General features: G+C 67.5%; 23 protein-coding genes. 20 read left to right on the forward strand and 3 right to left on the reverse strand.

The window, feature by feature from the left end; genetic code table 11:
- Position 1: 1 nt before the first annotated feature.
- The 4 genes from urtD to ACSQ89_RS13560 all read left to right on the forward strand — a co-directional run bounded on the left by urtD (position 2) and on the right by ACSQ89_RS13560 (position 3,217).
- The gene (gene urtD, locus ACSQ89_RS13545) at positions 2 to 748 is read left to right on the forward strand and encodes an urea ABC transporter ATP-binding protein UrtD (RefSeq protein ID WP_093107431.1); all 747 of its coding nucleotides are present in this window, start codon (positions 2 to 4) and stop codon (positions 746 to 748) included.
- 13 nt (positions 749 to 761) lie between these two features.
- Positions 762 to 1,451, forward strand: coding sequence for an urea ABC transporter ATP-binding subunit UrtE (urtE, locus tag ACSQ89_RS13550; protein ID WP_093107429.1), 690 nt, complete (start codon positions 762 to 764; stop codon positions 1,449 to 1,451).
- A gap of 177 nt (positions 1,452 to 1,628) precedes the next feature.
- Positions 1,629 to 2,861, forward strand: coding sequence for a formamidase (gene fmdA, locus ACSQ89_RS13555; RefSeq protein ID WP_436290433.1), 1,233 nt, complete (start codon positions 1,629 to 1,631; stop codon positions 2,859 to 2,861).
- A 14-nt stretch (positions 2,862 to 2,875) separates the two neighbouring features.
- On the forward strand, positions 2,876 to 3,217 hold the full coding sequence (locus ACSQ89_RS13560) for a zinc ribbon domain-containing protein (protein ID WP_093107425.1): 342 nt from the start codon (positions 2,876 to 2,878) through the stop codon (positions 3,215 to 3,217).
- Between the two features lie 6 nt (positions 3,218 to 3,223).
- Here the strand turns inward: ACSQ89_RS13560 and ACSQ89_RS13565 are convergent, their stop codons facing one another.
- A complete protein-coding gene (locus ACSQ89_RS13565; protein ID WP_436290432.1) occupies positions 3,224 to 5,395 on the reverse strand; it encodes a glycoside hydrolase family 3 N-terminal domain-containing protein in 2,172 nt (723 codons plus the stop codon).
- A gap of 247 nt (positions 5,396 to 5,642) precedes the next feature.
- Between ACSQ89_RS13565 and ACSQ89_RS13570 the strand changes: the two genes are divergently transcribed.
- The 9 genes from ACSQ89_RS13570 to ACSQ89_RS13610 all read left to right on the forward strand — a co-directional run bounded on the left by ACSQ89_RS13570 (position 5,643) and on the right by ACSQ89_RS13610 (position 12,648).
- On the forward strand, positions 5,643 to 6,686 hold the full coding sequence (locus ACSQ89_RS13570) for an aliphatic amidase (RefSeq protein WP_436290431.1): 1,044 nt from the start codon (positions 5,643 to 5,645) through the stop codon (positions 6,684 to 6,686).
- A gap of 33 nt (positions 6,687 to 6,719) precedes the next feature.
- Positions 6,720 to 8,180 carry a sensor histidine kinase gene (locus ACSQ89_RS13575; RefSeq protein WP_436290430.1) on the forward strand — a complete coding sequence of 487 codons (1,461 nt, stop codon included), beginning with the start codon at positions 6,720 to 6,722 and terminating at the stop codon, positions 8,178 to 8,180.
- A complete protein-coding gene (locus tag ACSQ89_RS13580) occupies positions 8,177 to 8,800 on the forward strand; it encodes a response regulator transcription factor (RefSeq protein WP_093107417.1) in 624 nt (207 codons plus the stop codon). The genes ACSQ89_RS13575 and ACSQ89_RS13580 overlap by 4 nt, the downstream gene beginning before the upstream one ends.
- A gap of 117 nt (positions 8,801 to 8,917) precedes the next feature.
- On the forward strand, positions 8,918 to 9,433 hold the full coding sequence (locus ACSQ89_RS13585) for a GlcG/HbpS family heme-binding protein (RefSeq protein WP_093107832.1): 516 nt from the start codon (positions 8,918 to 8,920) through the stop codon (positions 9,431 to 9,433).
- A gap of 5 nt (positions 9,434 to 9,438) precedes the next feature.
- The gene (locus ACSQ89_RS13590; protein ID WP_139191691.1) at positions 9,439 to 9,750 is read left to right on the forward strand and encodes an ankyrin repeat domain-containing protein; all 312 of its coding nucleotides are present in this window, start codon (positions 9,439 to 9,441) and stop codon (positions 9,748 to 9,750) included.
- A gap of 62 nt (positions 9,751 to 9,812) precedes the next feature.
- Complete coding sequence (locus ACSQ89_RS13595; protein WP_436290429.1) at positions 9,813 to 10,457, forward strand: FMN-binding negative transcriptional regulator; 645 nt, start codon at positions 9,813 to 9,815, stop codon at positions 10,455 to 10,457.
- A gap of 1 nt (position 10,458) precedes the next feature.
- Positions 10,459 to 10,653, forward strand: a complete 195-nt coding sequence (locus ACSQ89_RS13600; RefSeq protein WP_093107413.1) for a hypothetical protein — start codon at positions 10,459 to 10,461, stop codon at positions 10,651 to 10,653.
- Entirely contained in the window at positions 10,643 to 11,719 is a 1,077-nt protein-coding gene (gene tadA, locus ACSQ89_RS13605) for a tRNA adenosine(34) deaminase TadA (RefSeq protein WP_436290428.1), read from the forward strand. The genes ACSQ89_RS13600 and tadA overlap by 11 nt, the downstream gene beginning before the upstream one ends.
- Positions 11,716 to 12,648: an LD-carboxypeptidase gene (locus ACSQ89_RS13610; RefSeq protein WP_436290427.1), complete on the forward strand. Its 933-nt coding sequence runs from the start codon at positions 11,716 to 11,718 to the stop codon at positions 12,646 to 12,648. Before tadA ends, ACSQ89_RS13610 begins: the two co-directional genes overlap by 4 nt.
- Before the next feature lie 31 nt (positions 12,649 to 12,679).
- Here the strand turns inward: ACSQ89_RS13610 and ACSQ89_RS13615 are convergent, their stop codons facing one another.
- Positions 12,680 to 13,123: a hypothetical protein gene (locus tag ACSQ89_RS13615; RefSeq protein WP_436290426.1), complete on the reverse strand. Its 444-nt coding sequence runs from the start codon at positions 13,121 to 13,123 to the stop codon at positions 12,680 to 12,682.
- Here ACSQ89_RS13615 and ACSQ89_RS13620 point away from each other — a divergent pair.
- From ACSQ89_RS13620 to ACSQ89_RS13640, 5 genes are all read left to right on the forward strand, one after another.
- Positions 13,100 to 13,282, forward strand: a complete 183-nt coding sequence (locus ACSQ89_RS13620) for a hypothetical protein (protein ID WP_436290425.1) — start codon at positions 13,100 to 13,102, stop codon at positions 13,280 to 13,282. The two genes, ACSQ89_RS13615 and ACSQ89_RS13620, sit on opposite strands and share 24 nt — an antisense overlap.
- Before the next feature lie 33 nt (positions 13,283 to 13,315).
- Positions 13,316 to 14,263: an adenylate/guanylate cyclase domain-containing protein gene (locus ACSQ89_RS13625; protein ID WP_436290424.1), complete on the forward strand. Its 948-nt coding sequence runs from the start codon at positions 13,316 to 13,318 to the stop codon at positions 14,261 to 14,263.
- Positions 14,264 to 14,369: 106 nt separating this feature from the next.
- Positions 14,370 to 15,758 (forward strand): phenylacetate--CoA ligase family protein, encoded by a 1,389-nt coding sequence (locus tag ACSQ89_RS13630; protein ID WP_436290423.1) that lies wholly within the window; start codon positions 14,370 to 14,372, stop codon positions 15,756 to 15,758.
- 52 nt (positions 15,759 to 15,810) lie between these two features.
- Entirely contained in the window at positions 15,811 to 16,020 is a 210-nt protein-coding gene (locus ACSQ89_RS13635; RefSeq protein WP_244503878.1) for a hypothetical protein, read from the forward strand.
- A 134-nt stretch (positions 16,021 to 16,154) separates the two neighbouring features.
- Positions 16,155 to 17,465 (forward strand): methyl-accepting chemotaxis protein, encoded by a 1,311-nt coding sequence (locus tag ACSQ89_RS13640; RefSeq protein WP_436290422.1) that lies wholly within the window; start codon positions 16,155 to 16,157, stop codon positions 17,463 to 17,465.
- Between the two features lie 33 nt (positions 17,466 to 17,498).
- Here the strand turns inward: ACSQ89_RS13640 and ACSQ89_RS13645 are convergent, their stop codons facing one another.
- Positions 17,499 to 17,921, reverse strand: coding sequence for an Lrp/AsnC family transcriptional regulator (locus ACSQ89_RS13645; protein WP_093107398.1), 423 nt, complete (start codon positions 17,919 to 17,921; stop codon positions 17,499 to 17,501).
- A 147-nt stretch (positions 17,922 to 18,068) separates the two neighbouring features.
- On the opposite strand from ACSQ89_RS13645, the gene ACSQ89_RS13650 reads away from it, so the two are divergent.
- A complete protein-coding gene (locus ACSQ89_RS13650; RefSeq protein WP_093107830.1) occupies positions 18,069 to 19,118 on the forward strand; it encodes an ornithine cyclodeaminase in 1,050 nt (349 codons plus the stop codon).
- Positions 19,119 to 19,132: 14 nt separating this feature from the next.
- Entirely contained in the window at positions 19,133 to 20,062 is a 930-nt protein-coding gene (ctlX, locus tag ACSQ89_RS13655) for a citrulline utilization hydrolase CtlX (protein WP_093107828.1), read from the forward strand.
- Positions 20,063 to 20,067: the final 5 nt, after the last annotated feature.

The raw sequence follows: 20,067 nt of genomic DNA on the forward strand, positions 1-20,067 counted from the left end.
CATGAGCAGCAACACCGACTTCGCGCTCGCAGTGGAAGACCTCAGCGTCTCCTTCGACGGCTTCAAGGCCATCGACGATCTCACGCTCTACATCGACCGCAACGAGCTGCGCGTGATCATCGGCCCCAACGGCGCCGGCAAGACCACCTTGCTTGACCTGATCTGCGGCAAGACCAGGGCCACGAGCGGCAGCATCAAATTCCAGAACACCGAGCTCACCAAGATGGCCGAGCACAAGCGCGTGCGCCTGGGCATCGGGCGCAAGTTCCAGACCCCCTCGATCTACGAGAACCTGAGCGTGTTCCAGAACCTCGAGGTGTCCTTCCCCAAGGGGCGCTCGGTGTTCGGTGCACTGGCCTTCCAGTGCGACGACGAAGTCAAGGCCAAGGTGCAGGCGGTGGCCGATGACATCGGCCTGGCCGGCAAGCTGCATACCGAAGCCGGCCTGCTCTCGCACGGCCAGAAGCAGTGGCTCGAGATCGGCATGCTGCTGATGCAGGAGCCCGAGCTGCTGATGCTCGACGAACCCATCGCCGGCATGAGCGCGCGCGAGCGCGAGCTGACGGCCGAGCTGCTCAAGCGCATCTGCAGGAACCGCGCGGTGATCGTGATCGAGCACGACATGGATTTCGTCAAGCAGATCGCGCACAAGGTCACCGTGATGCACCAGGGAAAGATCCTGGCCGAAGGGCCGATGGAGAAGGTGCAGGCCGACCCGAAAGTCATCGACGTCTACCTCGGTCATTGAGAGAAAGAGACCCATGCTCCAAGTGACAGACCTTCACGTCGCCTACGGCCAGAGCGAGGCGCTGCACGGCATCTCCTTCGAGGCCAGGGCCAACGAGACCGTCGCCATCATGGGCCGCAACGGCATGGGCAAGACCACGCTGTTCAAGAGTCTGATGGGCGTGCTGCCCATCAAGAGCGGAAGGATCGAGGTCGCGGGCCAGGACGTGTCGCGCGACGAGAGCTTCCGCCGCGTGGCCAAGGGCATCGCCTACGTGCCGCAGGGCCGCATGATCTTCCCGACGCTGACGGTCGAGGAAAACATCCAGACCGGCCTGGAGAACGCCAAGGTCAAGCGCATCCCCGAGGAGATCTATGCGCTTTTCCCGGTGCTCTTCGACATGAAGCGGCGCAAGGGCGGCAACCTCTCGGGCGGCCAGCAGCAGCAGCTGGCCATCGCTCGCGCGCTGGTCACCGAACCCAAGGTGCTGCTGCTCGACGAGCCCACAGAAGGCATCCAGCCTTCGATCATCAAGGACATCGCGAAGGCGCTCAACGAGATCCGCAAGATGCGGCAGATCACGATCGTCGTGTCCGAACAGGTGCTGAGCTTCGCGCTGGACGTCGCGGATCGGCTGTTCGTGATCGAAGGCGGCCGCCTGGTCCACGAGACCGCGCGCGACAAGACCGACGTCAATCACATCAAGGCCTACCTCTCCGTGTGACATGACCACCCCCGTTTCTTGCTCACTTCGTGTAGCCGAATCCCCCCTCAAGGGGGCGACACCGGTGGCCCGGCAAAGCCGGTTCCACGGTGTCCCCCGAACGGGCTTCGCTTCGCTTGCCGCTGAATTTCGGTGCGGCTCACGCAATCCATCACAAACCAACCCTGGAGCACACGCATGACCGACACCCTGATCAAGGTCGACCTCACCCAGTCGCCCACCGAGAACGAGATGATCCACAACCGCTGGCATCCGGACATCCCGATGGCCTGCTGGGTCAACCCGGGCGACGACTTCATCCTCGAGACCTTCGACTGGACCGGCGGCTTCATCAAGAACGACGACAGCGCCGACGATGTGCGCGACATCGACCTGAGCACCGTGCACTACCTCTCGGGCCCGGTGGGCGTGAAGGGCGCCGAGCCCGGCGACCTGCTGGTGGTGGACCTGCTGGACATCGGCGCCAAGCAAGACAGCCTCTGGGGTTTCAACGGCTTCTTCTCGAAGAAGAACGGCGGCGGCTTCCTCACCGACCATTTCCCCGAAGCACAAAAGTCGATCTGGGACTTCAAGGGCATGTTCACCAGCTCGCGCCATGTGCCGGGCGTCAACTTCGCGGGCCTGATCCACCCGGGCCTGATCGGCTGCCTGCCGGACAAGCCGATGCTGGACATGTGGAACAAGCGCGAGATCGACTTGATCGCGACCGACCCGGAGCGCGTGCCGGGCCTGGCCAACCCGCCCTTCGCCGCCACCGCCCACATGGGCAAGATGACGGGCGAGGCGAGGGCCAAGGCCGCCGCCGAGGGCGCGCGCACCGTGCCGCCGCGCGAGCATGGCGGCAACTGCGACATCAAGGATCTGTCGCGCGGCTCCAAGGTCTTCTTCCCGGTGTACGTGGATGGTGCAGGCCTTTCGGTGGGCGACCTGCACTTCAGTCAGGGCGACGGCGAGATCACCTTCTGCGGCGCGATCGAGATGGCCGGCTGGGTGCACATGAAGGTCAGCCTGATCAAGGGCGGCATGGCCAAGTACGGCATCAAGAACCCGATCTTCAAGCCCAGCCCGATCACGCCGAGCTACAACGACTACCTGATCTTCGAGGGCATCTCGGTCGACGAGGCCGGCAAGCAGTACTACCTGGACGTGCACATCGCCTACCGCCAGGCCTGCCTGAACGCCATCGAGTACCTGAAGAAGTTCGGCTATTCGGGCGCGCAGGCCTATTCGATCCTCGGCACCGCGCCGGTGCAGGGCCACATCAGCGGCGTGGTCGACGTGCCCAACGCCTGCGCCACGCTCTGGCTGCCGACGCAGATCTTCGACTTCGACATCAATCCGAACGCGGCAGGGCCGACGAAGATGATCGACGGCTCGATCGACATGCCGCTGTCGCACGACCTGCGCTGAGGCGGGCGGAATCGATGCCCACCTACGATTACGCCTGCAGCCGCTGCGGCGGCTTCGACGCCTTTCGCCCGCTGGCGGCACGCAACGAGCCTGCGGCCTGCCCGCATTGCGGCGAGGCCTCGCCGCGCGTGTTCGCGAATGCGCCACAGCTGGCTCTGATGGCCGGCAGCACGCGGCGTGCGATCGAGACCAACGAACGCGCCTCGCACGAACCGCGAAGTTCGCGCGACTACGCGCGACTCAGGCACCCGGCCGGCTGTGGCTGCTGCTCGAGCGCGCGCTCAGGCGCCACGGTGAAGGCACCGAACGGCGCCAAGACCTTTCCCTCGAAGCGGCCCTGGATGATCAGTCACTGAAGCGCTTCACTCGGGCGCCAGCCTGAAGCTGGTCTTCAGGCCACCGACCGCCGACGGTCCGACCCACAGGTCGAAGTTGCCGGGCTCCACCGTGGGCTGCAGGTCCTGGCCGATGAACATCAGGTCGGCGCGCGAGAGCGTGAACTCGACCGCCATCGTCTGGCCCGCTGGCACGCGCACCTTGCGGAAGCTCTTGAGCTCCCGCACCGGCCGCGTGACGCTGGCGGCGCGGTTGCCGATGTAGAGCTGCACCACTTCCTCGGCCTCGCGCTTGCCGGTGTTGGTGATGCGCGCGCGCACGGTCAGCGTGCCGTCCCAGGCCATGCGGCCCGGGCTACTCAGTTCCAGGCCCTCGTAGCGCACGCGTGCATAGCCCAGCCCGTGGCCGAAGGGGAACAGCGCATCGTTGCTCGCGTCCAGGTAGCGTGCCTTGTAGAAGGTGGCCGGCGCATCGGCGAGCTGCGGCCGGCCGGTGCGCTTGTGGCTGTAGTAGTAGGGCACCTGGCCCGGCGTCTGCGGAAAACTCACCGGCAGCCGGCCCGAGGGATTGACGTCGCCGAACAGCACGTCGGCGATGGCCGGCCCGGTCTGCGAACCGAGGAACCAGGTGACCAGGATCGCGCGCGCATTGCGCACCGCGCCCCTGAGCGCCAGCGCGCGGCCGTTGCGCAGCAGCACGACCACCGGCTTGCCGGTGGCTGCGACAGCGTCGGCGAGCTCCTGCTGCGCCCGCGGGATCTCGATGTCGCTTCGCGAACGGGCCTCGCCCGACATTTGCTCGTTCTCGCCGATCGAAAGCACCACGACATCGGCCTCGCGCGCCGCAGCGACTGCGGCGTCGATACCGCCCGCGGTCGGCGCATCGACGTCCGAGCCGCGCACCACCGTGAGCAGTTCGGGCGAGGCGAGCGAATTCCGGATCGCCTCCTCGATGCCGGCCGGCGACGCCTGGCCGGGAAAGACCATCCAGGGCCCGAACAGGTCGGAGGCACCGGCAAAGGGGCCGATGAGCGCGACGCGTTGCCCCGACTTCGACAGCGGCAGCACGTCGCCGTCGTTCCTGAGCATCACGATCGAGCGTCCGGCAGCATCGCGCGCCAGCGCCTGGTGCGCGGAACTGTCGAAGCGCGGGCCGGCCGCGTCTTCGAGCCCGCGGAAGGGCTGGTCGAACAGGCCCAGCCGCAGCTTGATCCGCAGCACGCGGCGCACCGCGTCGTCGAGGCGGGACATCGGCACTTCGCCGGAAGCCACCAGGCCGGGGAGGTGCTGCATGTACAGGCCGCTCTGCATGCTCACGTCGGTGCCCGCGAGGAAGGCGCGCTTGGCGGCTTCGCGCCCGTCGGCCGCGAAGCCGTGCGCGATGAGTTCCTCGTCGGCGGTGTAGTCGGAAACGACGAAGCCCTGGAAGCCCCATTCGCCGCGCAGCACGCCGGTCAGCAGGTTGCGGTTGGCGTTCGAGGGGATGCCGCCGATCTCGTTGAAGGCGCTCATGATCGACAGCGCACCGGCATCGATGGCCGAGCGAAAGGGCGGCAGGTAGACCTCGCGCAGCGTGCGCTCCGAGAGATCGACCGTGTTGTAGTCGAGCCCGCCCTCGGCCGCGCCGTAGCCGGCGAAGTGCTTGGGCGTGGCCAGCATCGCATCGGCGCGCCCGAGGTCCTTGCCCTGGAAGCCGCGCACCCGCGCGGCCGCGAACTGGCGGCCCAGGTAGACGTCTTCGCCGGCGCCCTCGACGCCGCGGCCCCAGCGCGCGTCGCGCGCGATGTCGACCATCGGCGCGAAGGTCCAGCGGAAGCCGTCGGCCGTGGCCTCGACGGCGGATGCATGCGCCGTGCGTTCGGCCAGGGCCGGCTCCCAGCTGGCCGCCTCCGCGAGCGGCACCGGGAACACGGTGCGGAAGCCGTGGATGACGTCGGCGCCGAAGAGAAGCGGGATGCCCAGGCGCGACTCGTTGACCGCCGCCTGCTGCGCCCGGCGCTTGCCTTCGAGGCCCGCGTTGTTGAAGAGGCCGGTCACGCGGCCGGCGCGGATGTCAGCCAGCTGCTGCTCCTGGCTCTGGCGCGCGGCCTGCGGATTGGCCACGATGTCGATGCCCGCGGGCGCGTAGAGGCTCAGCTGGCCGACTTTTTCTTCCACCGTCATGCGCACGATGAGGGACTCGACGCGCGCAATCGACATCGGGGTCAATCCGCCGGGCGTGGGGCCCGTGGCGCAACCGGTGATGCAGGCGAGAAGGAAGAGGAGGGCGAAGACGAGGCGGGGGAATCTGCAGACGCTCATTGCCCGCATTTTCGCGTGAGCCGAATGGCTCGGAAAATCGTCGGGCTCTCGGGCCCCGGCTGTCCCTACGTCAATCAACGTATTCGCCGCCGTCCGCCGGCTTCGCAGAATGGATCGCATCCATGGCCACAGACAAGGACCGATCATGATTCACGGCGATATTTCGAGCAGCAAGGACACCGTCGGCGTCGCGGTCGTCAACTACAAGATGCCGCGTCTGCACACGCGCGCCGAGGTGCTGGAGAACGCGAAGGCGATCGCGAAGATGGTGGAGGGCATGAAGACCGGCCTGCCGGGGCTGGACCTGGTGATCTTTCCCGAATACAGCACGCACGGGATCATGTACGACAGCACCGAGATGTACGAGAACGCGGCCACGGTGCCGGGCGCCGAGACCGAGATCTTCGCCGCCGCCTGCCGCAAGGCCAAGGTGTGGGGCGTGTTCTCGCTCACCGGCGAGCGCCACGAGGAGCATCCGAAGAAGGCGCCCTACAACACGCTGATCCTCATGAACGACCAGGGCGAGATCGTCCAGAAGTACCGCAAGATCATGCCCTGGGTGCCGATCGAGGGCTGGTACCCGGGCAACAGCACCTACGTGAGCGAGGGTCCCAAGGGCCTGAAGATCAGCCTCATCATCTGCGACGACGGCAACTACCCCGAGATCTGGCGCGATTGCGCGATGAAGGGGGCAGAACTCATCGTGCGTTGCCAGGGCTACATGTACCCGGCCAAGGAACAGCAGATCCTGATCTCGAAGGCGATGGCCTTCGCCAACAACACCTATGTGGCGGTGGCCAATGCATCCGGCTTCGACGGCGTGTACTCGTACTTCGGCCACTCGGCGATCATCGGCTTCGACGGCCGCACGCTCGGCGAGTGCGGCGAAGAGGAAATGGGCGTGCAGTACGCCGCGCTGTCGAAAAGCCTGATCCGCGACTTCCGCAAGAACGGCCAGTCGGAGAACCACCTGTTCAAGCTGCTGCATCGCGGCTACACCGGCATCCTCAATTCGCACGAAGGCGACAAGGGCGTGGCCGACTGCCCCTACGACTTCTACGCGCAATGGATCGCCGACCCGCAGGCCACGCGCGAGAGGGTCGAGGCACTCACGCGCTCCACGGTCGGCACCGCCGAAGCGCCGATCGACGGCATTCCCAACGAGGAGACCGCCAACCTCTATCGCTGAAGACACGCTGCCGGCGCGGGCACAATCCGCGCCATGAGGCAATGGTTGCGTATGCAGGGCGGCTGGTGGCTCGCATGGCTGCTGCTCGCCGGCGCCGGTGCGGTCTGGATCGCGCGCGCCGAACTCCGGCAGCTCCATGAGGAGTTCGAGGCCAACGGGCGCATCGCGCACCGCCTCATGAGCCAGCAGGTGGTGCAGTACGACGCGGTACTGGCCACGCTCGCATTGCTGGAAACCGCGCCGGACGGGGCCCGCTCGGAGCAGCGCCTGCCGTCCGTCTACCCCTCGATCCTCGGCGTGCAGCGGCGCGATGCCGGCGCGGCCTGGGCCGACCCTCCGTTGGCGGCGGCCGAGGCGAAGTCGCGCGAACTGCGGCGCCCCGAGCTTGCAGCGCAGGACTTCGCGAACGGCCGCTACCGGCTCGTGATCGGCGCCGAGCCGACCAGCTATGCGCTCGACATCGACCTCGCGAGCACCGTGCCCTGGCGCGACTGGCCGATGGACCCGAAGCAGAGCCCGGTGCGCGTGGTGCTCGAGCATGCGGGCCAGCAGTTCGTGCTGCAGGCCGGACAGCCCGCGGCCTCGCAGGGCTGGCCCTTCAGCTTCCGCAAGGTGCTGGCCTCAGAAAGCCAGGCCTTCGACCTGGCGGCGCAGCGCCAGGTCTCATGGCGCGAACTGCCCTGGGCCTGGATGGCCGCCTGGGCGCTCGCGATGGCGGTGGTGCTGGCCGGCAGCTACGCGTTGCGGCGCCAGCGCATCGAGCGGCGGCGTGCCGAAGAGCTGCTGCGGCTCGGCCAGGTCGCGCGCCTCAATGCGCTCGGCGAGCTCGCGGCGGGCATGGCGCACGAGCTCAACCAGCCGTTGACCGCGGTGCTCGCCAACACGCAGGCCGCGCGCCGGCTGCTCGACGACGACCCGCCCGAGCTCGACACCGCACGCGCGGCGATGAAGCAGGCCGCCGAACAGGCGCGCCGTGCCGCCGACGTGGTGGCGCGCCTGCGCCGCGTGATCGAGCGCCCCGGGCATGCGACCGAGGCCAGGCCGGTGATCCTGCAGGAGGTGGTGCGCAACGGGCTGCACCTGCTCGGCCCGGAATTCGACAGGCGCGCGATCGCGCCGGCCTTCGACGGTGCCGCACAGGCGCCGGTGAGCGTACGGGCCGAGCCGGTGGCACTGGAGCAGATCGTCCACAACCTGCTGATGAACGCGCTGCAGGCGCTCGAAGAACTGCCGGCCGGCGAGCGGCAACTGCGGCTCACCGTGGTTCGCAACGGCGCATACGGTGTGTTGACCGTGAGCGACAACGGGCGCGGCATTGCGCCGGAGATCCTGCCGCGCATCTTCGAGCCCTTCTTCAGCACGCGCGAAGGCGGCCTGGGACTGGGCCTGAGCTTGTGCCAGACCTTGGCCGAGAGCGTGGGCGGCACGCTGGCCGTGGAAGCGGCCGCGCCGCGCGGTGCCCGCTTCACGCTGCGCTTGCCGCTTTCGTCATGAACGAGCCGCTCTCTCCGCTCATCCACCTGATCGACGACGACCTCGCCGTGCGCGAGAGCCTGGCCCTGCTGATCGGCACGGTGGGCCTGCGCACGCAAGGCTGGGCGGATCCGCAGGCCTTCCTCGAGGGCTTCGACCGCGGCGGCATCGGCGCCATCGTGCTCGACGTGCGCATGCCCGGCATCGGCGGCCTCGCGCTGCTCGAAACGCTGATCGCCCAGGGCGTCGACCAGCCGGTGATCATGCTCACCGGCCACGGCACGGTCGAGATGTGCCGGCGCGCCTTCAAGGCCGGCGCGGCGGAGTTCCTCGAGAAGCCGGTTGACGACGAACAGCTGCTCGAGGCGCTGCAGCACGCGGTGCGCCAGCACATCCGCTCGCGCGAACGGGCGCAGGCCGACCAGGCGGCGCGCGAGCGCCATGCCCAGCTCTCTGAACGCGAGCGCGAGGTGCTGGGCTTCATCGTGGCCGGACTCACCAACAAGGAGATCGCGCGTGCGCTCGCGTTGTCGCCGCGCACGGTCGAGACGCATCGCGCCAACCTGTTCGCCAAGCTCGGCTGCGATTCGCTGGCGCAGCTGATCCGGCGCTACGCAGCGCTCGTCGACAGCACTCCGTAGTTCTACGGAGCGGCCGGCGTAGCCGTACGAATGTTCCTTCGAAGGGCCTGTTTCTACAGTTGCGTTGCGGCCGGCAAGGCGCCGGCGCAAATCGATCAACCCCTTTCGGAGACCTACATGCATTCGACCCTTCGCCTCGGCAGCCTCGCCGTCCTGCTCGCCGCTTCCGCGATGAGCGCCCAGGCCCAAGCCCAGACGCCGAGCCCCGCCGTCCGCAGCGAAAAGAACATCTCGCTCGAACTTGCGAACCAGCTCGCCGCGGCGACCGTGGCAGCCTGCGCGGCCAACGGCTATTCGGTGGCGGCCACGGTGGTCGATCGCGCCGGCGTGGTGCGCGCGGTGCAGCGCGCCGACAACGCGGGCTCGCACACCGTGGGCGCCAGCGAGCGCAAGGCCTGGACCTCGGCTTCGGCCAAGGCGCCGACGCTGGCGATGATGGAGAACGCACAGAAGAACCCCGGCGCGGCCAACCTGGTGAACATCCCCGGCTTCCTGCTGCTCGGCGGCGGCGTGCCGATCAAGGCCGGCAACGAAGTCATCGGCGCCGTGGGTGTCGGTGGCGCGCCGGGTGGTCACCTGGACGAGCAGTGCGCCAACGCGGGGATCGAGAAGGTCAAGGCGCAGTTGGGCTGAAGGCGATGAAGGCCGTCCTTGTCTTCGCTGCGCTCGTGCTGACCGCGGGTGGCCTGGCCGCGCCTGCGGCGGCGCAGATGTCGCCGGCCGCCGCAGAGGTGCTGGCCTATGAAGGCTTGCACCAGGCGGCGTGGCGCGGCGACCTGCCGCGGCTGAAAGCGCTCATCGAGGGCGGCGCCGCTCTCGATGCGCGCGACAGTCGCGGCCACACGCCCTTGCACGTGGCGACGCATGCGCGCCAGCGCGAGGCGATCCGCATGCTGGCCAAGGCCGGCGCGAGGCTCGACGAAAAGCTCAAGGCCGCGGGCGCAAAGTAGGGGCCTGCGAACGGGCCCCCGGCTCGGGGACAATCGGGCGATCCTCGATGCAGGGCCGCTCCATGTACATGCCACCCCAGTTCAATTCGCCAGACCGTGCCATCGCCGCGGAACTGATGCGCGCGCATCCTTTCGCCAGCCTGATCTCGACCGACGACGACGGGCTGCCCTACGTCTCGCACCTGCCGCTGGTGCTCGACGACCGCGGGGAGGGCGGCTTCGCACTCTTCGGCCATTGCGCCAAGCCCAATCCGCACTGGCGCTACCTGCAGGCGCGGCCGCAGGCGCTGGTGAGTTTCCTGGGGCCGCATGCCTACATGTCGCCCTCGGTCTACCCCGACCTCGCGCGCGTGCCGACCTGGAACTACCTGGCGGTGCATTGCACGGTCCAGGCCGAGCTGATCGAGACGCCGGCTGAAAAAGATGCGCTGCTCAAGCGCTTGATCGGCCAGCACGAGCCGGCCTACGCCCAGCAGTGGCGCGAACTCGGTGAGGAGTTCCAGAACAAGATGCTGAACGGCATCGTCGGCTTCGAGCTGCAGGTGACGGCATTGCAGTGCAAGGTCAAGCTCAACCAGCACCGGCGCGAATCGCATGCCGCCATGCACGCGCGCTACAGCGAGGGCACGCCCGACGAACAGGCGCTGGCCGCGTGGATGCAGCGGCTCGGCATGAAGGCCGGCGCGGCGCAGACGGAGGAAGGCTGAGATGCGCGCCCTCGGCTTGATCGGCCTGGTGCTCGCGCTCGCCATCGTCGGGCTGCTGGCCAGGAAGCAGATGGGCGGCGTCGCGGGCGCACCGGCCGCCGACGCACGCACGCAAAGCCAGCAGGTCCAAGAGCAGTTCAAGCAATCGCTGGACGCCGCGATGCAGCAGCCGCGCCCCCTGACCGATGACAAATGACGCGCACTGGATGCAGCTCGCGCTGGCCGAAGCGCGGCTGGCGGCCGAGGCCGGCGAAGTGCCGGTGGGCGCGGTGCTCGTGAAGGACGGCCGGCTCGTCGCCAGCGGACGCAACGCGCCGGTCGCGCAGCACGACCCCAGCGCGCATGCCGAAATGAACGCGCTGCGCGCGGGCGGTACGGCGCTCGGTAACTATCGCCTCGACGGCTGCGAGCTCTATGTGACGCTCGAACCCTGCGCCATGTGCGCCGGCGCGATGCTGCATGCGCGCCTGGCCCGCGTCGTGTTCGGCGCGGCCGATCCGAAGACCGGTGCCGCGGGATCGGTACTCGACCTGTTCGCGCAGAGCCAACTCAACCATCGCACGCACGTGCAGGGCGGCGTGCTTGCAGCGGAATGCGGCGATCTGCTGCAGGATTTCTTCAAGGGCCGCCGCAGCGCGGCGCGCGAAGCGGCCGAACCCCTGCGCGACGATGCCTTGCGCACGCCGGTCGAACGCTTCGGCGCGCTCGCCGGCTACAGCTTCGCGCCGAACTACGTGAGCGATCTGCCGAGTCTGCAGGGCTGGCGCATGCACTACCTGGACGAAGGGCCGAGTGGCGCCGCTTGCACCTGCCTCTGCCTGCACGGACCGGGCGAATGGAGCTACTTCTTCCGCCATCTCGCGGCCTTGCAGACGCTGCGCGTGCTGGCGCCCGACCTGATCGGCTTCGGCCAAAGCGACAAGCCCAAACGGGAGGCCGTGCACCAATGGACCTGGCATCGCGACGTGCTGCTCGAATGGCTGGAGCGCCTGCAGCCGGGCCCGCTGGTCCTGGTGCACAGCGCCGGCGCTTCCGAACTCGCGTCGCTGCTGCGCGCTGCCATGCCCGCGCGCTTTCCCTTGGCGCTGCTGGCGCCCGACGCCGGCGAGCCCGTGGCCGACGCATGGCGCGCGCCCTTTCCCGACCGCGGATACGAAGCCGCATTGCGTGTCCTGGGCCCGACTCCGCGGGGCGTCTCGGGCCCTGACGCAGCACAGGCGTCCCGGCTGGCACAGGGGGCAATGGGATACTTCGCCCCGTGAAAAAGAAACACATCTACATCTACTCGCCCTCCAGCGCGGTTCGCAACAAGGCCGCATTCCGGCGCGGCGTGAAGCGCCTGCAGGCGCTGGGCCATGAAGTCGAACTGGACGAAGCCGCGCTCGACAGCCATCAGCGCTTTGCCGGCGACGATGCCACCCGCCTGGCCGCCATCGCGCGCGCCGCGGGCAGCCGCGCCGACGTGGCGCTGATCTCGCGCGGCGGCTATGGGCTCACGCGCATCCTCGATGCCATCCCCTACAAGGCCGTGACCCGCGCGATCGAGCGCGGCACCGAGTTCGTGGGACTCAGCGATTTCACGGCCCTGCAGAACGCGCTTCTCGTGAAAACCGGCGCCGTGAGCTGGGCCGGCCCCGCGCTCGGCGAGGACTTCGGCGCCGAGGATGGCGCCGACGACATCATGGAAGCCTGCTTCGACGATCTGCTGAGCGGGCGGGGCGAGGGCACAGGCTGGCGCATGCCGGCGCGCGATGCCGCGGCGATGCCGGGCTTTCGCGGCATTCACGATGCGGTGCTGTGGGGCGGCAATCTCTGCGTGCTCACCAGCCTGCTGGGCACGCCGTACTTTCCCCAGATCGACAAGGGCGTGCTTTTCTTCGAAGACGTGAACGAGCATCCCTACCGCGTCGAACGCATGCTCGACCAGTTGCGCCACGCGGGCGTGCTGGGCCGTCAGAAGGCGGTGATCTTCGGGCAGTTCACCGGCGCCAAGAAAGTGCCGCACGATCGCGGCTTCAGCATGCAGACCGTCGTTTCACGGCTGCGCGAACTGATCAAGGTGCCGGTGCTGGCGGGCCTGCCCTTCGGTCATGTGCCGACGAAGGTGCTGTTGCCCGTGGGGGCCAAGGTGGAACTGGCGGCAGACGCACGCGACGTCTTCATGGTGTGGGGACACCGGCACGCGCATTGAAAAAAGAAAAAGGCTGCTATGCAACAGCCCTTCAGGTGGTGATGCGGTGGTGCGGTCTGGGCCCCATCGCGCCGGGCAGGCCGCCCTTGAACAGGCGGTTGATCTGTCTCATCTGGCGGCGGGCGGCGACCTCGCCATCGATCGCGCTCAGCGCGGTCAGCACGTCCTGGCGCAGGTACCAGAGCGCCTCGAGATCGCCGGCAAAGCGAACGCGCTGGGCAACCCGCTGAACGGAATGGCCGCCGTGGACTTGCAGCAGCGACAGCATCGCAGTACGGATCTGGCCCATCTGACGGTCAGCCGAGCGGCGCAAGCCGAGGCTCGGGAGCGACAGAAAGCGGAAGAAAGTGCTGAGTGACACCATGAAAGACGAAGGCGTTTTGCCGGAGGCCTTGAGGGTTGCTACGTTAAAGCCGCGCAGGACGCCACACAAGTGTGGAAACATCATTTCATGTTCAAAAACAACATACTTCACGAATCAGTTCATGCACTGGTCGAAGAATTGATACCTAAGTTCTACCTGACGAGTGAAATGAGCGACAAGCGCTGTATCGAAATGAAAAAGCAACAGGCGCAGCGGCTTCCCGGTCGATTTGACACGCTGAAAGGGCGTTTTTCTGATGCTTTGCCATAATCCCTCGGCGAGAGCTACCAAAAATTGCACACAATGAGCGCCCACCCCACTGTCGTTTTTGCTGACCTGACGGGGAGCACCCGGGTCTTCGAGGCCATGGGGAATGCACGTGCAACCGACACTGTCACAAGACTGATTCAGTGGATCGGGGGTGTTTGCGAGGCGCACGGCGGCCGCGTCGTGAAATCGCTGGGCGATGGCATCTTTGCGATATTCGCCAATGGTGCGACCGCCACCCGGGCCGTGCTGGAACTCCAGCGCAACCACCAGAAGCGGCTTCAGACCTGGCCCGCACCGCTCAGGATGGAGCTTCAGATCGGCGTGGCGAGCGGCGAGGTGGTCGAAGTCGACGGCGACTGCTATGGCGACGCGGTCAACCTGGCTTCGCGGCTCAGCGATCTGGCCGGCCCGAGCCAGATCTGGGCCACGGAATCGGTCATCGACGAATTGGTGGGCGGCGAGGTACGCCACCGCAGCCTCGGCCCGATCAACATCCGCGGCAAGAACGAGATGCCGATCGTCCACCGTATCGATTGGCAGGACGAGGTCTCGGAGTTCCTCACGATGCCGGCCTCCCTGGCGCCGCCGGCGCGAGGCGCCGATTCGTCCTTCGGGCAGATCGAACTCGCATGGCTGGACGTGCGCTCGATGTTTCGCGCCGCGGAGCTGCCTATCCATCTGGGGCGCGTCGACGAAGCCCAGTTCGTGGTCAACGATCCGCGCGTGTCGCGGCTGCACGCGCGCATCGAAGCGCGGCAGGGCAGTTGCGTGCTGGTCGACGTCAGCACCTACGGCACCTGGGTCCGCTTTCACGGCACGGCCGGCGCCAGCGGCGAGATCGCGCTGCGGCGCGACGAATGCGTGCTGCACGGCAGCGGCGAAATCGGGCTCGGTGCACCCTTGAGCGACTTCAGCGCACCGACCATCTCGTTCAACACCACCGGCGGCAACGTGTTGCTGGCGCGCCGCGACCTGCGGTAGGGCCTGCTAACAGGCCCTAAACCCCTGCCGGCATCGCGCCGCGCGCGAATCTTCTTGGCATTGCCGGCGAGTGCGTCCACCATGGCGCCTCTTTCTCCGCCGCACCATGCTGCCGCCCTTCGATCCCTGGCTCACGAGCTTTGTCGCCGCCGACGTGGCCGTGGCCTCGCATGCGAGCGCAGAGGCGCTGGCCGGCCGGCGGGCGCGGCGTCTGGCCGATCTGCTGAGGTCCGCAGCGCGCGGATCGGCGCTGTACCGCAAGCTGCTCGCGGGCCGCGATCCGGCGCGCCTGCGCCTCGAAGAGCTGCCGATTGCGCAGAAGGCCGAATTGATGCGCCGGTTCGATGACTGGGTCACCGATCCCGCGCTGCGGCTCGATGCGCTGCGCCGCTTCGCCTCCGACCGCTCTCGCATCGCGGACCCTTTCCTCGGCCGCTACGTGGTGTGGGAGAGCTCGGGCAGCAGCGGCGAGCCGGCCATCTTCGTGCAGGATGCCCGGGCGATGGCGGTGTACGACGCGCTCGAATTTTGGCGGCGGCCGGTGCTGCGGCCGCTTCAGCGGATGATGGACCCGTGGTCCGTCGGCGAAGGCATCGCCTTCGTCGGTGCGACCTGCGGCCACTTCGCCAGCACGGTGTCGATCGAGCGGCTGCGGCGGCTGAATCCTGCGCTGGCCGGCAGCCTCCGCAGCATCTCGTTCCTGCAGCCCGCCGGCAAGCTGGTGGCAGAACTGAATGCATTGGCACCCGCTGTCATCGCCACCTATCCGAGCGTGGCCGTGCTGCTGGCGGAGGAGCGCCTTGCCGGCCGGCTCGAGACGGCGCCGCGCGAGCTGTGGACCGGCGGCGAAGACCTCTCGACGGCGACGCGCGATTTCCTGCAACAGGCCCTGGGCTGCCGGGTGGTCGATAGCTACGGCGCCTCGGAGTTCCTGACGCTCGCCGCCGAATGCCGTTGCGGCAGCCTGCATCTGAACTGCGACTGGGCGATCCTCGAATCGGTCGACGAAGGTGGCCGCCAGGTGCCCGCCGGTGAGGCCGGCGCGACCACCTTGCTGACCAACCTCGCGAACCATGTGCAGCCGCTGATCCGCTACGACCTGGGCGACCGCGTCACGCAGCGCGCTTCGGCTTGCGCCTGCGGCTCCCATCATCCGGTGATCGAGGTTCAGGGCCGCAACGACGACACGCTGCGGCTTGGCCGCCCCGGTGCGCGGATGGTGCGCATCCTGCCGCTGGCCGTGAGCACGGTGCTGGAAGACGATGCGGGCCTGTTCGACTTCCAGCTCGAGCAGCAGGGGCCTTGCGACCTGCTGCTGCGCACGGGCTTGCACGGCAAGGCGGCGGACACGAGCTTGCGGCGGGCCCGGGCGGCGCTCTCCGCCTTTCTGGTGCGGCAAGGCGCGGCCGGCGTGCACATCCACTGCCGAAGCGGCGAGACGGGACGCCGCGGCCGCAGCGGCAAGGTGCAGCGGGTGGTCGGCGCGCATGCTTGAAGCACGGGGCGGCATCCACTAGGCTTGGTCCACGCACAACATGGAGACCGGCATGACCCTCACGAGCCCATTTCCCATCCCTTACGGCAACATTCAGCCGGTCCTCGACTGGCAGGCCGCATTCATCGAGGGCCTGCTACAGGCTCAGAACTTCCAGCTCCAGATGCTGGCCGCATGGCAGTGGCCGTTCGCCAGCGTCAACCAGGAACTGTGGGATCAATGGGCGGCCCGTTTCGGAGGCGGGGTGCCGTTGGACGGGTAGGGCGCCGCAAGGCACGCTGGTTTCGCCATGGAACAAGGGTTTATACCTAGATTCGGACCCTCAAGTTTCAGCGCTGGGCTGCCGATATGCCTAACAACCTGGCCCAGCATCGGCGGCCGTCACGGGGAAAGCACATGCGCAATTGGAAGATCAGTACCCGACTGGGTATGGGGTTCGGGATCGTGTTGCTGTTGATGGCGACAGGGGTCGCGATCGGCATCGCGTGCCTCCAGGACATCACTGGCAGCGGCACCATCACCCCGGAACTCGCGCGGCGTATCGATTCGACGCAGAACCTCATGCTGGGCCTCGGGCTCGTTGCCCTGCTGGCGGGCGTCGGCTGCACCCTCTGGCTCGCGCGCAGCATCATGCAGCCGCTGGGCGAAGCGATCTTCATCGCGGAGACCGTGGCTTCGGGCGACCTCAGCAAGGAATTCGAAACCGAGCGCGGCGGCGATTTCGGACGCCTCTTGCGCGGCATGGGCGAAATGGAGGACACCCTGACCGACGTGGTGACCCGCATCAAGGCGTCGACCGAATCGATCGTGGTGGCATCCAGGCAAATCGCTGCCGGCAATCAGGATCTGTCTTCGCGCACCGAGGAGCAGGCCAGCTCGCTGGAGCAGACCGCGGCGTCGATGGAGGAACTGACCTCCACCGTCAAGCAGAACGCCGACAACGCGCGTCAAGCGAATCAGCTGGCGCTCTCTGCCTCCGAAGTGGCGGTCAAGGGCGGCGACGTGGTCAGCCAGGTGGTCCACACCATGGCCTCGATCAATGCGTCCTCCAAGAAGATCGTCGACATCATCGGCGTGATCGACGGCATTGCCTTCCAGACCAACATCCTCGCGTTGAACGCAGCGGTGGAAGCCGCGCGAGCCGGCGAGCAGGGCCGAGGCTTCGCAGTCGTGGCTGCCGAAGTGCGCAACCTCGCGCAGCGCTCGGCCGCCGCCGCCAAGGAAATCAAGGGCCTGATCGACGATTCGGTGGGCAAGGTCGATGCCGGCAGCCAACTGGTCGGCGAAGCCGGCAGGACCATGGAAGAGATCGTGGGCAGCGTGAAGCGGGTGACGGACATCATCGGCGAGATCACGGCAGCGAGCCACGAGCAGACGCAGGGCATCGAGCAGATCAACCAGGCGATCACGCAGATGGACCAGGTGACGCAGCAGAACGCGGCGCTGGTGGAAGAGGCGGCGGCTGCGGCGCAATCGATGCAGGAGCAGGCGGGGAACCTCTCGCAGGTCGTCGGCACCTTCAAGCTCGACGACGACGAACAGCCCGTCGTGGCCCAGCCCAAGCCGATGCCGGTGCAAACGCGGCCTGTCGTCCAGCCGGTGCGGCCGGCACAGCCACCGGCGCGGCGGGCCATTGCCGCGCCGCAGCGCAAGCAACTGGCCGCCACGAGCACGCCAGCCGGCAGCGGCGACTGGGAGACCTTCTGACCCGCAGCTGCCAGCCGATGCCCTTGATCGCGCTTACAGCTTGTGCGTGGACAGCAAGATGCTCGTCTCCGTGTTCGAGATGCCCTGAATCGAGCGGATGGCATTGAGCACCTTGTCGAACGCCTCCAGGGTGTCGGCACGCAACTCGGCCATCAGGTCCCAGCGGCCATTCGTCGTGTGCAAGGCAACGACATTCGGATGCCCGCGCAGCTTCTTGAGCACATCGGGCCCGTGGTGGCCCTCGACCTCGATGCTCGTGATCGCCCGGATGCGATGGGCCTCCGCCTCCGGCCGCAAGCGCACCGTGTAGCCGACGACGGTTCCGTCGCTCTCCAGCTTGGCGATCCTGTTCTGCACCGTGGCCCGGGCGACGCGCAGCTTCTTTGCCAGCGCAACCACGGACATGCGCGCGTTGTCGCGCAGCAGCGCGATGAGTTGGCGGTCGGTGTCGTCCATTGTCAGATCTTCAAAGTGCCATTCCTACTTAGCAAAATGTAATCCTCCAGGAGGAATTTGCCAAGTTGGATGGTTCATTCTGGCACCCCGCGACGGAACAATTGCGGCATGGCTGCGCGCAGCAATCGCAATTTCCAGGAGCCCTTCATGACCCGCTTCGTAGACGTCCCCACCATGTCCCGCCTCGTTCAGGACATTGGTGTGCCCCGCTTCATCGGCGAGCTCGCCGATGCCATCCAGCAGGACTTCGTGCGCTGGCCCGAGTTCGACAAGTCCGCCCGCGTCGCCAATCACTCGGAGATCGGCGTCATCGAACTGATGCCGGTGTCCAACGCCAAGCGCTACGCTTTCAAGTACGTCAACGGCCATCCGAGCAACACCACGCGTGGCCTGTACACGGTCATGGCCTTCGGCGTGCTGGCCGAGGTCGAGACCGGCTACCCGGTGCTCTTGTCGGAACTGACCGTCGCCACCGCGCTGCGCACCTGCGCGACCTCGCTCGTGGCGGCGCGCGCATTGGCACGGCCCGATGCGCGCCGCATGGCGCTGATCGGCAACGGCGCGCAAAGCGAGTTCCAGGCGCTCGCCTTCCACAGCCATCTGGGCATCGAGGAGATCGCCGTCTACGACGTCGACGCCCGCGCGACGGACAAGCTGGTCCGCAATCTGTCGGCGTACCCGTCTCTGAAGATCATTCGCGCCGGTTCCACCGCCGAGGCGGTCCGCGGCGCCGACATCGTGACGACCGTCACCGCCGACAAGGCTTACGCCACGATCCTCACGCCCGGAATGATCGAGCCGGGCATGCACATCAACGCCATCGGCGGCGACTGCCCGGGCAAGACCGAACTGCACGCCGACGTTCTGCGAAATGCTCAGGTGTTCGTCGAATACGAGCCGCAGACGCGCATCGAGGGCGACATCCAGCAGTTGCCGCAGGACTTCCCGGTCGTCGACCTGTGGCGCGTGCTCGCCGGCACCGAAACGGGCCGCCAGCGCGCTGACCAGGTCACGGTGTTCGACTCCGTGGGCTTCGCGTTGGAGGATTACTCGACCTTGCGCTACGTGCACGCGCAGACCGAGAAGCGCAATCTCGGCATGAGCGTCGAGCTGGTGCCCTGGGCCGAGGATCCGAAGGACCTGTTCCGCCATACGCGCAGCGGCGCCTCGCATGCCGTCATGCGCCGCGTCGCATGAACGGGCTCATCGCCATGCCTTCCATCCAGGCGCCTGCCGCCGTGGTCATGGTCCGCCCGCACCGGTTCACGCCGAACCCGGAAACCGCCGCCGACAACGCGTTCCAGAGCCTGGCCGCGAAGGAGGCCGCGCAGGCCGTGGCCGGCGCAGCGCATCGCGAGGTCACGGCCGCCGTGGAGCGCCTCGAAGCCGAAGGCGTGCGCGTGCACCTGTTCGAAGACCAGGGAGACCGCGACACGCCGGATTCGGTCTTTCCCAACAACTGGTTCTCCACGCATCCGGGCGGGCACGTCGCCATCTATCCGATGCACGCGCCGAGCCGCCGCCGCGAACGCCGTGCCGACGTGATCGAGATGCTCAAGTCCAGGTACCGCGTGCAGGACGTGATCGATTATTCCGGTCTGGAGCAGGATGGCCTGTTCCTCGAAGGCACCGGCGCGATGGTGTTCGATCACCTTGCGCGCGTGGCCTACACGGCGCGCTCGAACCGTGCCGATCCGGTGGCGCTGGAGCGCTTCAGCACCCATTTCAACTTCGAGCCGATGCTGTTCGACACGGCGGATGAGGCCGGCCGCCCGATCTATCACACCAATGTGCTGATGTGCGTGGCGACGGAGTTTGCGATGGTGGGTTTCGACATGGTTCCCGACCAGCGAAGGGCCGCCGAACTGCGCGCCCGGCTGCAGGAGTCGGGGCGCGAGGTCATTGCGCTGAGCGCCCGGCAGATCGCCGACTTCGCCGGCAACGCGATCGAACTGTCGGGCCGCGACGGCCGGATCCTGGCGCTGTCGCAGCGGGCCCTCGAGAGCCTCACCGCTCAGCAGAAGACGACCATCCAGCGCTCGGCCCGGCTCGTTCCCCTGTCGGTGCCGACGATCGAAATGGCGGGCGGCTCGGTGCGCTGCATGATCGCCGGCATCCACCTGTCTCTGAGGGGCGCGTGATCGCT

Source organism: Variovorax sp. LjRoot175 (assembly GCF_964253805.1).
GTDB lineage: Bacteria > Pseudomonadota > Gammaproteobacteria > Burkholderiales > Burkholderiaceae_C > Variovorax.

Excerpts from the sequence above, each read along its gene's own strand:
- urtD (WP_093107431.1), top strand. The coding sequence starts at position 2 with ATGAGCAGCAACACCGACTTCGCGCTCGCAGTGGAAGACCTCAGCGTC.
- urtE (WP_093107429.1), top strand. The coding sequence starts at position 762 with ATGCTCCAAGTGACAGACCTTCACGTCGCCTACGGCCAGAGCGAGGCG.
- fmdA (WP_436290433.1), top strand. The coding sequence starts at position 1,629 with ATGACCGACACCCTGATCAAGGTCGACCTCACCCAGTCGCCCACCGAG.
- ACSQ89_RS13560 (WP_093107425.1), top strand. The coding sequence starts at position 2,876 with ATGCCCACCTACGATTACGCCTGCAGCCGCTGCGGCGGCTTCGACGCC.
- ACSQ89_RS13565 (WP_436290432.1), bottom strand. The coding sequence starts at position 5,395 with ATGTCGATTGCGCGCGTCGAGTCCCTCATCGTGCGCATGACGGTGGAA.
- ACSQ89_RS13570 (WP_436290431.1), top strand. The coding sequence starts at position 5,643 with ATGATTCACGGCGATATTTCGAGCAGCAAGGACACCGTCGGCGTCGCG.
- ACSQ89_RS13575 (WP_436290430.1), top strand. The coding sequence starts at position 6,720 with ATGAGGCAATGGTTGCGTATGCAGGGCGGCTGGTGGCTCGCATGGCTG.
- ACSQ89_RS13580 (WP_093107417.1), top strand. The coding sequence starts at position 8,177 with ATGAACGAGCCGCTCTCTCCGCTCATCCACCTGATCGACGACGACCTC.
- ACSQ89_RS13585 (WP_093107832.1), top strand. The coding sequence starts at position 8,918 with ATGCATTCGACCCTTCGCCTCGGCAGCCTCGCCGTCCTGCTCGCCGCT.
- ACSQ89_RS13590 (WP_139191691.1), top strand. The coding sequence starts at position 9,439 with ATGAAGGCCGTCCTTGTCTTCGCTGCGCTCGTGCTGACCGCGGGTGGC.
- ACSQ89_RS13595 (WP_436290429.1), top strand. The coding sequence starts at position 9,813 with ATGTACATGCCACCCCAGTTCAATTCGCCAGACCGTGCCATCGCCGCG.
- ACSQ89_RS13600 (WP_093107413.1), top strand. The coding sequence starts at position 10,459 with ATGCGCGCCCTCGGCTTGATCGGCCTGGTGCTCGCGCTCGCCATCGTC.
- tadA (WP_436290428.1), top strand. The coding sequence starts at position 10,643 with ATGACAAATGACGCGCACTGGATGCAGCTCGCGCTGGCCGAAGCGCGG.
- ACSQ89_RS13620 (WP_436290425.1), top strand. The coding sequence starts at position 13,100 with ATGTTCAAAAACAACATACTTCACGAATCAGTTCATGCACTGGTCGAA.
- ACSQ89_RS13625 (WP_436290424.1), top strand. The coding sequence starts at position 13,316 with ATGAGCGCCCACCCCACTGTCGTTTTTGCTGACCTGACGGGGAGCACC.
- ACSQ89_RS13630 (WP_436290423.1), top strand. The coding sequence starts at position 14,370 with ATGCTGCCGCCCTTCGATCCCTGGCTCACGAGCTTTGTCGCCGCCGAC.
- ACSQ89_RS13635 (WP_244503878.1), top strand. The coding sequence starts at position 15,811 with ATGACCCTCACGAGCCCATTTCCCATCCCTTACGGCAACATTCAGCCG.
- ACSQ89_RS13640 (WP_436290422.1), top strand. The coding sequence starts at position 16,155 with ATGCGCAATTGGAAGATCAGTACCCGACTGGGTATGGGGTTCGGGATC.
- ACSQ89_RS13645 (WP_093107398.1), bottom strand. The coding sequence starts at position 17,921 with ATGGACGACACCGACCGCCAACTCATCGCGCTGCTGCGCGACAACGCG.
- ACSQ89_RS13650 (WP_093107830.1), top strand. The coding sequence starts at position 18,069 with ATGACCCGCTTCGTAGACGTCCCCACCATGTCCCGCCTCGTTCAGGAC.
- ctlX (WP_093107828.1), top strand. The coding sequence starts at position 19,133 with ATGCCTTCCATCCAGGCGCCTGCCGCCGTGGTCATGGTCCGCCCGCAC.